This window comes from Syntrophomonas curvata (assembly GCF_052976825.1).
The window spans coordinates 1,010,081-1,025,666 of the sequence record NZ_CM129641.1; the positions used below are offsets into that span (position 1 = coordinate 1,010,081).

At 48.5% G+C, this 15,586-nt stretch carries 13 protein-coding genes; 5 read left to right on the forward strand and 8 right to left on the reverse strand.

Annotated elements, in window-relative coordinates; genetic code table 11:
* Positions 1 to 17: 17 nt before the first annotated feature.
* From ACU70B_RS04345 to ACU70B_RS04375, 7 genes are all read right to left on the reverse strand, one after another.
* On the reverse strand, positions 18 to 1,718 hold the full coding sequence (locus tag ACU70B_RS04345; RefSeq protein WP_447185121.1) for an Hsp70 family protein: 1,701 nt from the start codon (positions 1,716 to 1,718) through the stop codon (positions 18 to 20).
* Between the two features lie 3 nt (positions 1,719 to 1,721).
* Positions 1,722 to 3,302, reverse strand: a complete 1,581-nt coding sequence (locus ACU70B_RS04350; protein ID WP_447185122.1) for a hypothetical protein — start codon at positions 3,300 to 3,302, stop codon at positions 1,722 to 1,724.
* Positions 3,303 to 4,772 carry a hypothetical protein gene (locus tag ACU70B_RS04355; RefSeq protein WP_447185123.1) on the reverse strand — a complete coding sequence of 490 codons (1,470 nt, stop codon included), beginning with the start codon at positions 4,770 to 4,772 and terminating at the stop codon, positions 3,303 to 3,305.
* 103 nt (positions 4,773 to 4,875) lie between these two features.
* Positions 4,876 to 5,565 carry a hypothetical protein gene (locus tag ACU70B_RS04360; RefSeq protein WP_447185124.1) on the reverse strand — a complete coding sequence of 230 codons (690 nt, stop codon included), beginning with the start codon at positions 5,563 to 5,565 and terminating at the stop codon, positions 4,876 to 4,878.
* Between the two features lie 204 nt (positions 5,566 to 5,769).
* Positions 5,770 to 6,675: a delta-lactam-biosynthetic de-N-acetylase gene (gene pdaA / locus ACU70B_RS04365; protein ID WP_447185125.1), complete on the reverse strand. Its 906-nt coding sequence runs from the start codon at positions 6,673 to 6,675 to the stop codon at positions 5,770 to 5,772.
* 79 nt (positions 6,676 to 6,754) lie between these two features.
* Positions 6,755 to 6,964 carry a hypothetical protein gene (locus tag ACU70B_RS04370; protein ID WP_447185126.1) on the reverse strand — a complete coding sequence of 70 codons (210 nt, stop codon included), beginning with the start codon at positions 6,962 to 6,964 and terminating at the stop codon, positions 6,755 to 6,757.
* Between the two features lie 269 nt (positions 6,965 to 7,233).
* On the reverse strand, positions 7,234 to 8,424 hold the full coding sequence (locus tag ACU70B_RS04375) for a PucR family transcriptional regulator (protein ID WP_447185127.1): 1,191 nt from the start codon (positions 8,422 to 8,424) through the stop codon (positions 7,234 to 7,236).
* A 219-nt stretch (positions 8,425 to 8,643) separates the two neighbouring features.
* Between ACU70B_RS04375 and ACU70B_RS04380 the strand changes: the two genes are divergently transcribed.
* Positions 8,644 to 10,794 carry a sigma-54-dependent Fis family transcriptional regulator gene (locus ACU70B_RS04380; RefSeq protein WP_447185128.1) on the forward strand — a complete coding sequence of 717 codons (2,151 nt, stop codon included), beginning with the start codon at positions 8,644 to 8,646 and terminating at the stop codon, positions 10,792 to 10,794.
* A 63-nt stretch (positions 10,795 to 10,857) separates the two neighbouring features.
* Here ACU70B_RS04380 and ACU70B_RS04385 read toward each other — a convergent pair whose 3' ends face one another.
* Positions 10,858 to 12,570: an FAD-dependent oxidoreductase gene (locus ACU70B_RS04385; protein WP_447185129.1), complete on the reverse strand. Its 1,713-nt coding sequence runs from the start codon at positions 12,568 to 12,570 to the stop codon at positions 10,858 to 10,860.
* 273 nt (positions 12,571 to 12,843) lie between these two features.
* On the opposite strand from ACU70B_RS04385, the gene ACU70B_RS04390 reads away from it, so the two are divergent.
* The 4 genes from ACU70B_RS04390 to ACU70B_RS04405 all read left to right on the forward strand — a co-directional run bounded on the left by ACU70B_RS04390 (position 12,844) and on the right by ACU70B_RS04405 (position 15,508).
* Complete coding sequence (locus ACU70B_RS04390; RefSeq protein ID WP_447185130.1) at positions 12,844 to 13,383, forward strand: cytochrome c3 family protein; 540 nt, start codon at positions 12,844 to 12,846, stop codon at positions 13,381 to 13,383.
* 33 nt (positions 13,384 to 13,416) lie between these two features.
* Complete coding sequence (locus ACU70B_RS04395) at positions 13,417 to 14,394, forward strand: cytochrome c biogenesis ResB family protein (protein WP_447185131.1); 978 nt, start codon at positions 13,417 to 13,419, stop codon at positions 14,392 to 14,394.
* A 60-nt stretch (positions 14,395 to 14,454) separates the two neighbouring features.
* Positions 14,455 to 15,276, forward strand: coding sequence for a cytochrome c biogenesis protein CcsA (ccsA, locus tag ACU70B_RS04400; protein ID WP_447185132.1), 822 nt, complete (start codon positions 14,455 to 14,457; stop codon positions 15,274 to 15,276).
* Between the two features lie 64 nt (positions 15,277 to 15,340).
* Positions 15,341 to 15,508 carry a twin-arginine translocase TatA/TatE family subunit gene (locus ACU70B_RS04405; protein ID WP_447185133.1) on the forward strand — a complete coding sequence of 56 codons (168 nt, stop codon included), beginning with the start codon at positions 15,341 to 15,343 and terminating at the stop codon, positions 15,506 to 15,508.
* The last annotated feature ends 78 nt before the right edge of the window (positions 15,509 to 15,586 follow it).

The following is a 15,586-nucleotide window of genomic DNA, read 5'->3' on the forward strand; positions in this document are numbered from 1 at the left end:
CATTCCTTTCAAAACGGCTATAACAGCTGTAAAAAAGCCAGCAGTTTAAAGATCAATAGTATGGAATAATCCTGATTCGAGCTTGCTGCCAGATTATGATATTGCTGCAGATATCCGGCATAATCGCGCAGAAGCTCAGGATTACTGCCGGGGTATAGACTGAGATATTCCAGGACGGTTTCCTGGCGGGCAAAAAAATGAGCAAAAGGCTTTGCAGCGGGAATAGGACTGGTCTTATGGCCCTCTCCCAGTTCTATAACGGAATTACCCAGATTCAGATATAAGTCTACCATATCCGAATCCATTTCTGGGCAGTCAAGCTGTAAAACCAGATCCTGTCCCATAAAATGCTGCACACTGGCCCGGGAATCCCCCTGAGCGAGCTCATAAATCCTCAACTTCAGGCGGTCTGGCTGGTTGGCCAGATTGTAAGGGGAGTGTAGCGGAAACGTAAAGATTTTATATCTGCTGCCGATATCAAGCTCCAGATTTTCGGTGTCAAAAGGTATCTTCTGCAAAACCGTGCCAGCCTTTGCCCCGTCCCATTTTTCAATATAGAAATTAAAAGGATAAATACTTTTCACCCTAATAGCGGAAGGCATATACTCCTGCTTCCAGAGGCAAAGTCCCCTGACCACATTGAAGCTAAGATCGTGGGGACAGATTATTTCCGGACCGGGGCATAAATCAGATATCAGCTCCTTTATCCCCCGGGTTTGGGATGCTCCTCCCAACAGCAGCAGGTAATCCAGGGCAAAGCGTCCTTCCCGGTAAAGCCCCAGGTATTCTGCCCGTTCCCGAACATGGTGGATGATATAATGCTTCAGGCGGAAAAAAAATGAATCAAGCTGGGCCAAAAATATTTCTGCGGAGAGGGAAAAAACCAGTGAATCCTCCTGGTAGAAGCCGGGGATATTAAAATAAGCGCTATTCTGCCGGCTCATCCTTATTTTGACCTCTTCGGCAGTTGCCATGAGGCGGTTAAACCAGTATCGTTCTGCTCCCTGCAGGTTCTTTTCAGATATAATGGGGGAAGGTATTTCATAGCTATGCTGCATCCTGAAGAGGGGATTAAGAATAAGGCGCAAAACCCCCCGATCCAGTTCACTTCCGGAAAAGGCGTCATGCCCAATCTGGAATTGACTCTCCATGACGATTTCGTCACGGCTGCGGGATAAACTTACAAAACTGAAATCAGTAGTGCCACCCCCAATATCGATGCAGAGTATTGCTCCTTTCAAATAATTGGCGGGTTGCCTATGATTATACCCCAGCAGAGCTGCCACGGGCTCGGGTAGGAGGTAGATTTCCTGCACCGCAAAACTTGCGCTGATGGCCTGCATTAATATGCTTCTGGCCCGGAGTCCAAAGTAATTGGGTACCGAAACCGTAACCGAGTCGATCTTCTCGCCCCCAGGCTGTACATACTCGTCCCTAAGAAATATAAAATACTCTCTTATGATATCCTCTAGAGTATATTCCCCCAGTCTAAAACCTGGATTGCGCTTCAATTCCAGCTTAAAAAAACGTGCCTGGGTTGCTCCGGGCTCATTCAGCCGCTGGGCTATTTTGCCGAAATACAGTTTTTTTGCCTGGTTAGGCAGATACACTACCAGACTTGGAATCTGAGCACCGGGCCCGGCCAGGTTAATAAACCTGCCATTTTTGATATAGCCCAGTTTGGTATATGAAGTTCCGAAATCAATTCCCAGGTGCATAATTCAACCCTTCTGGACGATGAGCAGGTAGGGCATTTCTTCCTCCACCAGTTCATCGACCCGAATAATAAAGACGTCCCCTTCTTCATGCAGGATCAGGTTGGCTTCCTCCCCGTCCTTGCCAATACGGGTTTCAACCAGGTGTTTGTCCAGGAGATACAGGTAGTCGGGAGGGAATACTTGCCCCTTTTCCAAAGGGATACGCTCGACCTTCACGGCTGTTCCCTTCCAGGTTCGGGATATATTGCGGGGGGCCAGTATTCTCTCCAGGTCAGCCCGGATATTGGCCAGTAGATTAAGATGGTTGTCCAGCATATTAATAATGCTTAAGAACTGTCTGAGAACTTCATTGTGATGTTCCTGTCTCTGGTTGAGCAAATCTATGCGGGCCGCCCATAAAGATGATTCCGCTTCCAATCGGTTGAGGCGAGTGGCAATCTCGGGGAAACCGGCCAATACTTGGCTGTGCCGAGCCTCTTTGAGCCGGAGCAGCAGCGGCTGCAAAGTCTCCAGGGTCCGGCTGCCGAAGTAGGTAAGATCAGGCTCGCTTGAATCAGACAAATCCTGCTTGAGGCTGGCTATTGCTTCGACTCCGTCGCGGATGTCCCGGTTAAGATTTTTAATGAATTCCACATTAAGATTATAATCCAGGCTTACACTGGCGCAAATGACCGGACTATAACCGGATGTGGCCTTTTCTATTAAACGGATTAAACCGCTGACCCAGTTTTCAAAATCCAGCAAACTGCGGTTAAAGAGAACGGGTTCCTCACTGGCTGAGCTAAGGATTAAAACATTAAGATAAAGGTCTGCTTCAGCTTCAATCTGAACCTTGTAAAAATAAGACAGGGCTTTAACTTCGGCAGCTGGTAAAAAATCCGGGCGCCGATCCATCATTTCCCCGATGATCCCTCGGATTTGTTTCTTGTCGTCCTGACGGTGCCGGAGCCGGGCCAGGCTTTTAGCCAGGTAGGTAAGATAAACCAGCAGACGATTTAAAGCATCGCCTATCACAGGGTTATCCCGGTCCAGGGAAGGCATCAACTGCAGGGCGGGGAGGGCGGCCGGATGGTTTTGCCATACGGGCAGCAATTCCTGATCCTGCATCCAGCTCAAGGTTCCGGCGGTTAGCTCTTCCAGACGGGCAAATCCTCCGTGCAGCTGTTTCAGCGTACATAATAACTCCGCTGACCGATAATCCTGTTGCCGGCTTATGGCCAGCCGAGCCTCGCCGGCCTTTTCCCGGGATGCTTTAAACAGGGATAATACGCTTTTAACCTGGTTGTAGAGTATGGCATAGCGTTTAATATTAGCCATGATGTCTCTTTTTACCATGTCTTCCTGAGAGCTTATTTTTAAAAGCCGGGTCATTTCCTCCTGTACTGAATTTTTGTAAAGCGGGAATAGTCGTTCGCTGAAGCTGCGATAATAGAAGGCATTAAGCTCATGGAGATATTTATCCCACTCATCGTTGCCTTCTCGGGCAACAGCAGGTAATGATAAGTCTATTTCCTGTCTCAGTCTGAAAAGTATTTGCTCCAATTGTTGGGTGAAGAAATCCGGGTCAAAATCTTTGCTGTCCATTTACAATGCCCCCATTAATCTGCCGGCCAGAATACCCCGGCGAATATTCTCACCCTTTTGGCGAAACAACTGTGGACGGGTAGCCAGTTCGCTCTTTAGTCTGCCGCTGGTCATAGTATGCATGAAATCTATTATACGCTGAGCCTGGTAGCGGCTGTTGTTGTCAACCAACGGTGCTATCTGGTCGAGCAAATCACTATGCATAAAGGTTCGGCAGGGAAGCCATTGCCACAGCAGTAAATAAGCACCGAGCAAGCGCGAAGCCGTTTTCCCATGCAGCGTTGTCCGCTTTTTGTAATGCAGCAGCCGGATAAGTTCCAAAACTACAAATGCCTCATGGGGCAGAGCACTAAGTTTTTCTTCTCCATTTCCCAGCAGTTCTTCCAGACGCTGCGGGCTTAAACCTCTTCCTATATCTTCCTCCGTCAGCAGCGGCAGCTCTGCAGGCCGGAACTGCTCAGCTTTTTTGGCCGTATATAGCAACTCCAGGAGATTATCGGGAGCATCAGTTCTGAATCCGGCTGTAATCACTTCCCATAGTTTGAGATACTGCAGAGGTGCAGCTTCGGGGCTTATAAGCGGAAAATACTGTTCATATAAATGGCGGGCGCAGGCATAGGCCTGCAATGGGTCATAAACCAGGCTATAGACCGGTATGACAGCACGAAGCAATTGATGCAGGCCCTTATAAATCTTGTGGTCGCTCATTATTTCTACCAGACGGTTTTTTTGCTGGTAATCACTGTAGATGTCCAGCAGGAATGCCAGGCTGTCTTCTGCTAAGCCGCATTTGAAGACCATTTCGGCGGCCTCTATCTGCAGTAGAAAACGGTCAGCCTGATAAGGGTCGGAAAAATTATCGGCACTGCTGTGTTGCAGCTGTTCCAAGGCGCCTCTAATAAGCTCCACCTTGTCCCCGTAAAGGGTCGGGAAACTATTATTGCGGGGCGGCCCCTCCAACCCGTAATAGGATTCCATCCGCATCTGCTGCAGGGTTGCCTGCCTGGCCTTTAATAAGCGGCGTAATTCGGCATTAGCTGTCCGTGAGGTAAGGTGAAGACAACTATCTTGGTCCAATATGTTAATAACCGCTTCAAAAGCCGGCCGATGCTCTTCCTGGTAGATGCGGGCCATAAACTCCAGGTCTGCCGGTTTCACCCTGGAATTAAGGATATACCAGGGCAGAAAGCTCAAAAAATCATCCATTACCTGGGCGGGAGCATGAACCAGCCACTGTAGTACCGGCATAAACCGTAGACTGGAGAAAAGAATCTTAAAGAAGTCATACTTGCGTCCGGCATAATACAGAGAGCGGTAAAGAAAGTCCACCTGGGCAGTACTGTCTACCATAACCGCAGTAGTTAAAGCCCTCCGGCGCAGAGCTGTGCGCATGCTTAATTCCTGCTCCCAGAATGTGAAAATATCATCGTTCTCCGATATATGCTGATATTGCCCCAAAATATCCTGCATAATGCATTCTCCTTGCTGCACGCGGATAGCGCTGATTAATCATGATTTGTGATTTGCGCTGTAATCTTAAAAAATCTGTGTTAATCCGTAGCTGTTTTCATCTTCATGAATAAAAGGCCGTATTCAAAACCCGGCAGGCATTCTCAGCTTTACGAGCGTCTTTTTCGCTTAAGAATACCAGGTAATAAATGGATTTATCCTTATTGGTAAAAATACCTCCCAAAAGGCCGGTATCAATATACTCAAACCTGTCAGTGCGGGCTTTGTTACGGGTAAGGTAGCGGTAAGTTTGTAAACGGGTAACAAAGGAATAGCGTTCCAGCCTGGCAAAATGAGTCTGTAATCCAGCCTCTTTACCCTCATTATCGTCTTCATATTTGTAAACCATTGGGCCTTTTCGGGGGCAGGGCAAGATGTTTGTTTCCGGAAGCAACTGGTCCAAAGTCCCCAATGCCATCTGCAAAGCCCGGGTATCAGCCTGATGGCTGAAGGTGTAACGCAGGTAAGGGTGCAGGTCTGCGGGAAATTCCTGCAGGGGCAAGGGGGTTTGTTGCAGAAATTGCAGAGCTTCAGGCTGCTGCAAGAGGTGGTTCAGCAAATCATCAAAACCCTGCCGGAAACGGGGGATAAAGGTACTATAATCCCGATACAGCAGAGAAGCATATTGCTCATAAAAGACGGCATAGGATTCTGGTGAAGCAAGCATCAGGCTGTCTATGTAGCTTAAGAGTTTACCGTACTCAACAGCAGCCAGTTCTTCGCCGTTATTTAATTTTCTGAAAATATTGCGCATCCGTTTACACCGCCAAGCTTTTATATTATTTTAACGCAAAGTTTTGGAAGTCGTAAGCTGGGAAATAGCGAAATGGAGGAAATGGGAAGGCCGCACAGCCTTCTCAGGCCAGTTACAGGCTGCCGGCGCTGGGATGAGTCGGGTTAAGATCCGGCTTGGCCCGGTTGGTGTTTAATATATAGTCAGGGCAGGCTGCCTTCCGGGCTATCGATCAAATAGAGCAAAAACGTAGCCCTGGGCAGTTAAATCTTTGATTATTCCGTCCAGGGCCTCGGTGTTGCTCTGGGAAACGGCATGCAGGAGGATTACCGCGCCGGGGTGAATATTATTAATTACATGCTGGTAGGAATATTCAGCTCCGGGTTGGTTATTTACGTCCCAATCCTTGAAGGCCATGCTCCAGAAAACGGTGTGATATCCCATTTCTCTAGCATAGCCAAGGCTGGCGGGAGAATAATTACCCATGGGGGGACGCAGATATTTGTCCATTTCCTGGCCGGTAAGGTCTCGGAAGTTGTTATCCAGGGAACTAGTCTCCTGTTCGAGCTTCTCCTGGGAAACAGTGGATAAATCAGGGTGATTTAATGTATGGTTGCATACCAGGTGGCCTTCGTTTTTCATTCTCGTCACCAGTTCGGGTTGGCTTTTAAGATAATGACCGGTGATAAAGAAGGCGGCCCGGACGTTATTGGCTTTCAGAATATCCAGGATCTGAGCGGTATATCCATTTTCGTAACCCTCATCAAAAGTGAGATAAATTTTGTTGTCCTTATTAGGTAAAACATAAAAAGCATCATTGTTCGCCAGCATTATCCGGATATCTTCACTTACTGAAGGGGGTTGGTGCTCGCTATTGGGACGAAAATACCAGGAGTAAGATTTCTGAACAGGATTATTGGCAGCAGCAGGCACTGCCGGAGCAGGATCTTTAGCTTGCTGCTGCGCAGGTTTTACCGGCTCCGCAGGTTCGGCAGATTTAGTCTGGGGCGGCGGAGCCTGGCTAACTTCAGAAACAAAGTCAGGACTGGAACCGGAAGGAGAATCTTCCTTACAACCTGCTGGCAGCGCAAGTAATAGTATGATTACTAAAAAGACCGGCAATTTTTTCATGATCTGTCCTTCTTTCCAAGTTTGAAAGTCGATTTTTAAAATGGTTGCAAGGAATTGCCTTCTATTATTTTATTTTACGTCAATTACTGTCGGAACTTGCAGGTAAACGAATGTCAAATATTATTTCGTCCTCCAGATTGGAAAAGTCGATAATAATACCATCTTCCATGAGCATGCTGATATTGTTTTCGGTGCAGTTTAAAATCATTTTAACCGCTTTGCCTTCCATGTATCGGCTAAGCATATCATAATCGTCGAGCAAAAGCTTTGAAACCTGACAACGGGCCATTACAATTCACCTCTATACTAAATATATAGAATCCGGCCCTGATGGTGACACTATGAAAGAAGTTTTATGAACGGAAGCTATCAACCTGCTAATATTTTTTCCTGGCCCCGGCCTTCTTTACCCTGACAGCTTTGAATATCCAGCATATATTTCGAAACGAAATAACCCGCTGGTCGAAATCCGTCCCCGCCAGATATGTCAGTGATTCCCAAGCTGGAAGCATCATGGCTTTAAAACGTTACCAGCTGCGGAGGAGATATCCGCAGCCGCTACCGTTGATCTAAAAGACGGTTGCATTTAAGCGTATCCCATATTTTAATGGCGGTATAGAGATTGACCCGGGTATCCATCCGGGACAGATCAAGTGCAAGTAAATGTTCTATTTTATTGATGCGGTAATAAAGGGTGTTAATATGGATAAACAGGCTGTCTGCCGTTGCCTTCCAGTTGAAGCTGTTATCCAGCAATTGTCTTAGCGTAGCCAGCAGTTCGCCCTGGTGGTTTCTATCATACTCCGTTAGCGGATACAGCGTTTTTTGGCAGTAATCGCTCAGAACCTTTACCTCCTGAGAAAAGATAAGTGAGCATATCCCCAGGGCTGAAAACGGCTGATCGAAAGATTTTATTCCCATGAGCCGGGACAGGGTTAAAGCGATGCGGGCCTCGTGAAAGCTTTTTTTCAAATCCAGCAAGGCATAAGATTGGCCTATACCCTGAGACAACTTCAGATTGAATCGGGTTTCCAGCCCTTTTTTATAGTTGCTTAAGGCTGGCAAATCAGACTCTGGTTGCAGGGGAGGGAAATTGCCGGCGGGGAATAGAATAACCAGACCATTGGGCCCGGTTAGAGGAATAACATCGGGCCGGGTATGCTTGAAATAATCACGGCAATAAACTCCAATTCTATGCCAATCGAGGGCCGGGTCGGTTGTATCGGCTTCAATCAGGCTGACATAGAAAGGCGCATGTATATCCAGTTCCGACTCGCTTAATTTAAGAATAGCGGCTATATCGGTTTGATTTGGTTTAAACAAATAATCAGCCAGGTTTTGCTCAAAAGACGGTTTGCTCCTTTCCCTTTTGCTTAAATCGGAAAAATAGCACTTGATCGCCAATTTGGCCTCCTGGAGTATGGCCAAACTCGGGGCCAGCCTGTTTTTAGACAGGCTTTTGACGATAATATAAACCTGGTTCCCGTTGCATTCAATCGGATAATATAAAGATTTTTCACTTTCCTGATAACCATAGGCATTTTCTGCCGGTTTGGACGGCAGCTGAATGAAAACGTTATCAATTCCGGCAGAATTCAGGGGCAGATTAGGGTAGTGTATCAAGCCGTTGTGATCCGCAATGATAATGGAGCGATTGATTGCTTTTTCCAGATAGGAAGCAACATAGGTCAATCCTTCTTCCAGCAGCCCGTCGATTAATTGGTATGCACATCCTGCTGCAACCGACATCGTACATCACCTCGCCGATATTAATTGCAACATGTATGCCAACCCTGGGAATGGGTTGATAAAGAAGTTATTTCAAGGTTTGCTGCCCATTAAGGGCAAGCAAGCGTTTCCCAAAATAGTACATGAATAGCTTGTTGGTGACACGAACAGACATAAAATGTGCTATTATGAGAATACAGTGAACGCCAAGGTATATAGTCCTTCAAAGGAGAGATAATCATGTGGTCTCTGGAGCAGATGCTAAGTCCTATTCGAGATAATATCATTTCGCGGAATCCGAACCATAACGAAGTTATTCTGATGGAACGCATCAAAAAGCAAAAGGCGGATCTGATTCGTCAGCGCATCAGCCCGGCCCAGGTGGATCTGGTACGTCCAGAGATCGTTGCCTCCTGGATCAGATCCTATAATTACGGCTTGGACCCTTTTTCGTATAACCACTGTAATATACTCGATGAAGCTGATTTTGCAGAGCTGCTGCGGGAAAAAGATTATTTTATAAAGGCGGCTGATCCGTATATCCATCAACTGCAGAACATGGACAGCAATTACCTGGTTTTCCTGACCGATGATAAGGGCATTATTCTGCGGGTGGTTACCGGAAATCAGAAGGTTCTGGAGCAGGTCAAAGAACGGTTTCAACTTACTCCGGGAGCAGTGTGGACGGAAGAATCGGTGGGAACCTGCTCCCATGTGCTGAGCCTTCTGCTGGGAAGACCCATTCAATTATGCGGCCCCGAGATGTACCTGGAGACCTGTTCGTATGTGCTGGGGCTTTTACTGGGCAATCATACAGATCAATTATTGGCTCCGGATATAAATACGCTGAGCCTTAACCAGACCGCCTGTTCTTCAGCCCCCATCTTTGATGCCGGCGGTCATCTGGCCGGCAGTTTGACCATCATCAGTCCTTATCTGCATCATCAAAATGTTCACTCATTGGGGTTAACGGTTTCTACGGCCTGGGCCATTCAAAACCAGTATCAGCTATCCTTGAACAGCGAATTGCTCAGCGTTACCCTGGAGGCTGCAGAAGATGCCGTATTGACTATTGACCGGAAGGGAATCGTTACCAAGTCGAATATGGCTGCGCAAAAACTGCTGCAATCGCTGGGGCAGGTATTGAGTCCGGACCAAACAGAAAATATTTTTGCTGATCAAGTCCTGGTTAAATCGGTATTGGAGACCGGCCGGCCGGTCCTTGATCGAGAGGTAAGAATCGACGGCTGTGATCAACCCCTGCACCTGCGTTCCATCCATCCGGTGAAGGATCCTTACGGAAAGATCTATGGCTGCGTGTTAAGCATCAAGCCCGGTGATCGATCCGGAAAACTGCTCAGTCCAGCCGGACTTGCAACCAGATTCACCTTTGATACGATGATCGGTTATTCTGAGCCCATGCTCAGGTTAATCGACAGGGCCCAGAGGTTTGCCCGGCTGGATGCCAATATTCTCATTCAGGGGGAAAGCGGAACCGGCAAAGAGGTTCTGGCTCAGGCCGTTCACAACGTCAGCCGTCCCCATCAACCCTTTATCGCCGTAAATTGTGCGGCGATTCCCAAAAGCCTCATTGAGAGTGAGCTTTTCGGTTATGAAGGGGGGGCCTTTACCGGGGCTGAAAGGCGAGGACGGCCCGGAAAAATAGAACTGGCCCACAAAGGTACGTTGTTTTTGGATGAAATCGGGGATATGCCCCTGGAATTGCAAGCCGTGCTATTACGCGTGCTGGAAGAAAAAACGGTTATGCGGGTTGGCGGCAGCCGCTATATTCCGGTTGATTTCCGGTTAATTACGGTAAGCAACAAAAAGCTGGCTGATTTGGTAGATAAGAAGCAATTTCGCCAGGACCTATACTACCGTTTGGCGGTATTTACGCTCCAACTCCCGGCTTTGCGGGAAAGGGGCTTGGATGTGATAAGCCTGGCTAAATCTTTTGTTGAAACCATGGCCCGCGATCAGCAGGTCCCGGTTCCGGTGCTAAGTGATGCGGCGATTTACTCCTTATTGCAATACCGCTGGCCCGGCAATGTACGACAATTGAAAAATGCCATGCTCTACGCCGTGGCTATGGCCAGGGACGGAATTATAAACGCAGCGGACTTGCCGGAAGAGGTCAGGGGAAAAATGGCTGCTTCCAACTCTGCCCAGTCGGGTTCGCGATGGGAAACCGTTCCCGGCAATCCCCGGAGCCCGGAACTGTCTTTGAAGGAAATGGAGAAGATCACCATTATGCAAACGCTGCTCAAAACCGATCATAATATCAGCGAAGCGGCTGCGCGGTTGGGGATGAGCCGGTCTACCCTGTACCGCAAGATTAAAGCATATGAACTGCCGGAGCAAGTAAGATCCGGAGTTGAAATAAATAAATAAAAGAGTAAGAACTTTAATGCCGTTCTTACTCTCATGCTGAAGGATTATTGTAAAGGGGGAATGTTAAGCTTTTTTGCCGGCGGCATTTTGTCCGGCCAGCCGACCAAACGTTGCTGTCCGGCCAAGAGCCAGGCCTCCCACCATCTCGGGATAGTTCAATGCAAAGAAGGAGCCGCTGTCGTTGCCGGCTGCGTAAAGTCCCGGAATGGGTTGCAAATCAGTATCCAGTACCTGCAGTTGGGTGTTGATTCTTAATCCATTCAGATTGCAGATCAGCATGCCGGCCAAGTTAGCCGCATAAAAAGGTGCTTGCTCCAGCGTTGATAAACGGGAGGGCATCTTGCCGAAATCGCTGTCTTTTCCCTGTTTACAGAGTTGGTTATATCTTCCCACCGTAGCCTTGAAGGCTGCTGCCGGTACCTTCATCTGCTGGGCTAGGCCTTCAATGGTGTCGGCTTTTTTGACTAGGCCCATCTTCACCAGTTTATTGATCTCTTTTTCCTGCAGTTCCAGGCCGCCTCGGGGAGGTGCACCCGGGCCGGGGACAATGCGGGAGCAGATGGTGGTATGGAAGCGGGCCACGTCGGCTTTCCAGTTGTTGTCCCAGATTTCCCACCATACCTTGCCTGGTTCCAGCAAAGCCGCATCCCAGGCGTAATCATAGGGCAAATCTTCATTACAGAAACGTTCTCCCCGCAGATTGACGCGCAGGAAAGGCTGACTGCCTAACTGCAGATAACCGCCTTCCCAGGGCGGACCGAGTTTTTTACCCTCAATAACGACTCCCCGGTCAAAAACCATCATGGCATGGGTGGGATCCATCGCGGCGCCGACCCAGAGGGCTGCTTTTATACCGTCGCCGATATTGGTCAACGGGCATACACTCATACTAGTGGACAGGGCTTCGGGACATAGTTCCTCAACCATTTTCGCATCCCGGGCATAACCTCCGGTACACAGAATAACCCCTTTTAAAGCATTGAAACGGATATATTCACCCTTGGAATTTTGGGCGACGGCGCCGCTTACCCGGCCTCTTTCCTCTCGAATCAGCTGAACCAGGGGCGTCTCATAGCGGATCTCAACACCCAGCTCCTGGGCTTTTTTCACCAGAATAGGCAGGTAATAGACCGAGCCGATTCCTCCGGTGGGAAAACTGTTGGCCTCCTGGTCGGGTGCGACGGCTATATGAGCCACCGGATAACTCTTGTAGGAGCCTTCTTTCATGTCGGTTTCCACCATCACCTGCAGCCCTCCGGTTTCCACGATAGGGATAAACCAATCCATAACCTCGCCGCTCTTGTCGGCCCACAGGTTAACCAGCCGCTGATCAACCAGATGTCCCCCATAGCGACAGATCTCGGCTACCAGTTCATCCCGGTCGATTTTGACCCCCAGTTTTTTCTGCAAACTGCTGTTAACGGCCGCCATCCAGGCCGGTCCGGCTGCGGCAACCGGGCCTTTTTCCAGCAGGATGGTCTTAGCTCCGGCTTCGGCAGCGGCGATGGCGGCAAACATCCCCCCGGTTCCCCCGCCAACTACAACTACATCAACGGTTACGGTGCTTTTAATCTTCTTTTCCGGAATGGGTTCAGGGGCTGCCTCATAGCTGGCCTGGGCTGTTCCTGATGGCGTACCGTTGCCGGCAGGATTGACGTCATCCTGCCCGCAACCGGCCAGGAGACTAACCGAGGCGACGCCTACGGCACTGATGGCAGTGCCTTTAATGAAGTCTCTGCGATTGATACCGCTTCGCTCTGTCCCTTCATTACTCATAATAAAGCCTCCTCTAACATTAAAATCTGGTTTGCTTGGATGCCTAACCATGCATACTTATAGCCTGCTAATGAACCTTATACGGTCGACGCTGTGCAGATGTTTGCATAATTCAGCTTATCATCCCTGATTTAATAGCGTCATTGTATCTTTTCCTGAATTTGTTTGGAGGAATCTCCATAGGCAACAGGGCGAGCGGAGTTATATACTGCATAAACAACGATTTGTTATGAGAAGAGCAATCATTCAAGTTTAGGACAGGAGGGAACCGTCATGGGAGGTAACGATAGGAAATCCAAGGGGTTTCGAGCCAGGTTTTTTAATAAAAAGGTACTGATGATAGCTGCCCTGGTAGTGGTTGCGGTTGGAGCAGGAGGGGGCATATGGATGGTAAAGATCAGTGACCGGCCTTCTTTTTGCAACAGCTGTCATATCATGAAACCCTATTATGATTCCTGGCAGGACAGCAGCCTTCTGGCTAAGAAACATGCCGATGCGGATGTGAACTGTCATGATTGTCACACACCTTCTATTTCCACCCAGATGGAAGAGGGGGTTAAGTACATCACCGGCAACTATCAGACACCTTTGGAAAAACGTGAGTTTCCCAAGCAGCTTTGCTTGGATTGTCATGATGATTTTACTGCGATTCAAGCGAAAACCGATTTTGAAGAATCCAATCCCCATGATTCGCATAATGGCCAACAGGAATGTAATTTGTGTCACAGCATGCATCAGGAATCTAAAGTCATGTGTGCACAATGTCATTTTTTCGACTGGACGCTGGAATTGGATGACAGCTGGGCCAGGTAGGGAGTGATTAGAATGACAGCAGGCGGAAGAATCATGAAAAAGATGATGGGGTTTCTGGCTGCTATGCAAACCGGGTTGGTTCTGCTGGTCCTGGTTGGCCTGGCTGCAGCCTTGGGCAGTGCATTCCTGCCGGATACGTTTTATAAGACGATTATCTTTAAAATCCTGCTGGGCTTGCTTTTTTTCAACCTGCTGCTATGTACCTCCCGACAGATCAGGGGGCTTCCGAAAGCTTATGCCCGTCGTCTCCCGGCTCGGCAGTTGCTGATGCAGACCGGTCTGACCGGGCTGCATCTGGGTGTGGTCTTGATTATTGCCGGAGGAGCTGTTTGCATGTATTGGGGGCAAACCGGCGAGATCCATCTGGTCAAGGGTCAAAGCGCCGATATCCGGGAAATAAAAGCCAAGAAGCCTTTTGTGCTGCAGTTGGATGATTTTGAGATGCGGTATAACGAAGATGGCTCCACTGCGCAGTACTATTCATATCTTACCATTTTAAAAAATCACCAAGCCGAGCAGAAAGCGGTTATCAGTGTCAACCATCCATTGCGTTATCAGGGAGTGAAAGTCTACCAGATGAGTTACGGATATTTCATCAAAGTTCAACTCGTCCTGGCCGGGGAAAAGCAAACCGAAAGGCTGTGCCGGGAAGGCGACCGGATAACGTTTCCCGACAGCCGTCAGGCCTTGAAGGCTTATCGTTATCTGCCTGATTTCGATCCCCGGCAGGGAATGACCTCCAGGAGCATGAGGCCTAATAATCCCCATCTTATTTTCTCCGTTTATAAGGGTGAGCAGCTTCAGGGAATCGGCGCAGTCAAAGCAGGGGAAAAAGTCAGGCTGGATGCCGGGCATGAGGTCGTTTTTACCGGAGTCGAACCCTACACGGTCCTGAAGCTCAAGTCAGATCCGGGACTGCCGCTGGTTTTATGCGGGGGGGTGCTGTTAACCATGGGGGTAACGATGGCCTGGATAGCAGCAGTGCTGAACAGAAAGGCGGCCTATTCATAAAATAACATACTGCATAAAGCTTGGTCGGAACATGCGAATAAAAGTTTAGTGGTGGTGAAAATGGTGATAACGCTGATCAAAGCAACAATTTATTGGGTAGCTATCCTATATGCGCTGGCGGCAGGTCTCTATTTCTGGGGAGAGGCAGCAGGAAAACGGCCGGTTTTAAGATTGGCCTGGATACTGGCAGGTACAGGATGCTTTTCAAACCTGTTGTTGTTAGTCCTGCGGGGCATCCTGACGGGAAGGCTGCCATTAAGCAACGGCAGTGAGTTTTTGCTGAGTTTTACCTGGATAACGGTGGGGTTATATCTATGTCTGGAAACGCGCCGTCAGCTAAAAGGGGTAGGTGGATATGTAATGTTCATAGCGGCCCTTTTTATGCTTATCGTACTTATGGTCATGAAAGGGCAGTTGATGGAGACAAGTCCTCTAATGCCCGCTCTGAAAAGCCCCTGGCTTTCCATACATGTTTTAACCGCCGCTTTGGCCTATGCCGGTTTTACCCTGGCAGCCGGTCTGGCGGCAAAGAAGCTTTTCCAGGCCGATGCCGGTCTAATGCCCGATCCTATCTACCGGATCATTGCCGCCGCCTTTGCCCTGCTTTCCCTGTCCATCGTATCTGGAGCCGTTTGGGCGGAGCAGGTCTGGGGCAGCTACTGGACCTGGGACCCCAAGGAAACCTGGGCACTCATTACCTGGATCATATATGCTCTGTATTTGCATCTTTATAAAAAACAGAACTGGCAGGGGAGATATGCCTGCCTGGTGGTAATGACAGGGTACCTGCTGGTCCTGTTCACTTTTTTCGGAGTCAACTTTCTATTGCCCGGCTTGCACAGCTATGCTGTGCAATGCATAAATAATACTTTTGTGTGTTAAAATCTTAGCGGTGGAAATATCAGGCACATAAGAAATGAAAAGATAATCGAGGAAAAAATCTGCTATGTTTACTTTTATAGGAAGCTTGGGTCGCCGGGAGCTGGCTGTTATTCTGATGGTAGTATTGCTCGTTTTTGGCCCGGGTAAGCTGACTAAAGCAGCAGAGGCCGTGGGCAAGACAGCTTTAAAAAGCCCGGGAGGAACGCTTTGGAGGAATGGTGATATTGGGTGAGGTTAACATACATTGAATTTTAAAAAGTATGATATGCTAAAAATATCGGTAAAAGTGGTCTATAGGGGGAAGCTGGGG

Bases quoted from the DNA above. Each gene is read 5' to 3' on its own strand.
- ACU70B_RS04345 (WP_447185121.1), bottom strand. From the start codon at position 1,718: ATGCACCTGGGAATTGATTTCGGAACTTCATATACCAAACTGGGCTAT.
- ACU70B_RS04350 (WP_447185122.1), bottom strand. From the start codon at position 3,302: ATGGACAGCAAAGATTTTGACCCGGATTTCTTCACCCAACAATTGGAG.
- ACU70B_RS04355 (WP_447185123.1), bottom strand. From the start codon at position 4,772: ATGCAGGATATTTTGGGGCAATATCAGCATATATCGGAGAACGATGAT.
- ACU70B_RS04360 (WP_447185124.1), bottom strand. From the start codon at position 5,565: ATGCGCAATATTTTCAGAAAATTAAATAACGGCGAAGAACTGGCTGCT.
- pdaA (WP_447185125.1), bottom strand. From the start codon at position 6,675: ATGAAAAAATTGCCGGTCTTTTTAGTAATCATACTATTACTTGCGCTG.
- ACU70B_RS04370 (WP_447185126.1), bottom strand. From the start codon at position 6,964: ATGGCCCGTTGTCAGGTTTCAAAGCTTTTGCTCGACGATTATGATATG.
- ACU70B_RS04375 (WP_447185127.1), bottom strand. From the start codon at position 8,424: ATGTCGGTTGCAGCAGGATGTGCATACCAATTAATCGACGGGCTGCTG.
- ACU70B_RS04380 (WP_447185128.1), top strand. From the start codon at position 8,644: ATGTGGTCTCTGGAGCAGATGCTAAGTCCTATTCGAGATAATATCATT.
- ACU70B_RS04385 (WP_447185129.1), bottom strand. From the start codon at position 12,570: ATGAGTAATGAAGGGACAGAGCGAAGCGGTATCAATCGCAGAGACTTC.
- ACU70B_RS04390 (WP_447185130.1), top strand. From the start codon at position 12,844: ATGGGAGGTAACGATAGGAAATCCAAGGGGTTTCGAGCCAGGTTTTTT.
- ACU70B_RS04395 (WP_447185131.1), top strand. From the start codon at position 13,417: ATGAAAAAGATGATGGGGTTTCTGGCTGCTATGCAAACCGGGTTGGTT.
- ccsA (WP_447185132.1), top strand. From the start codon at position 14,455: ATGGTGATAACGCTGATCAAAGCAACAATTTATTGGGTAGCTATCCTA.
- ACU70B_RS04405 (WP_447185133.1), top strand. From the start codon at position 15,341: ATGTTTACTTTTATAGGAAGCTTGGGTCGCCGGGAGCTGGCTGTTATT.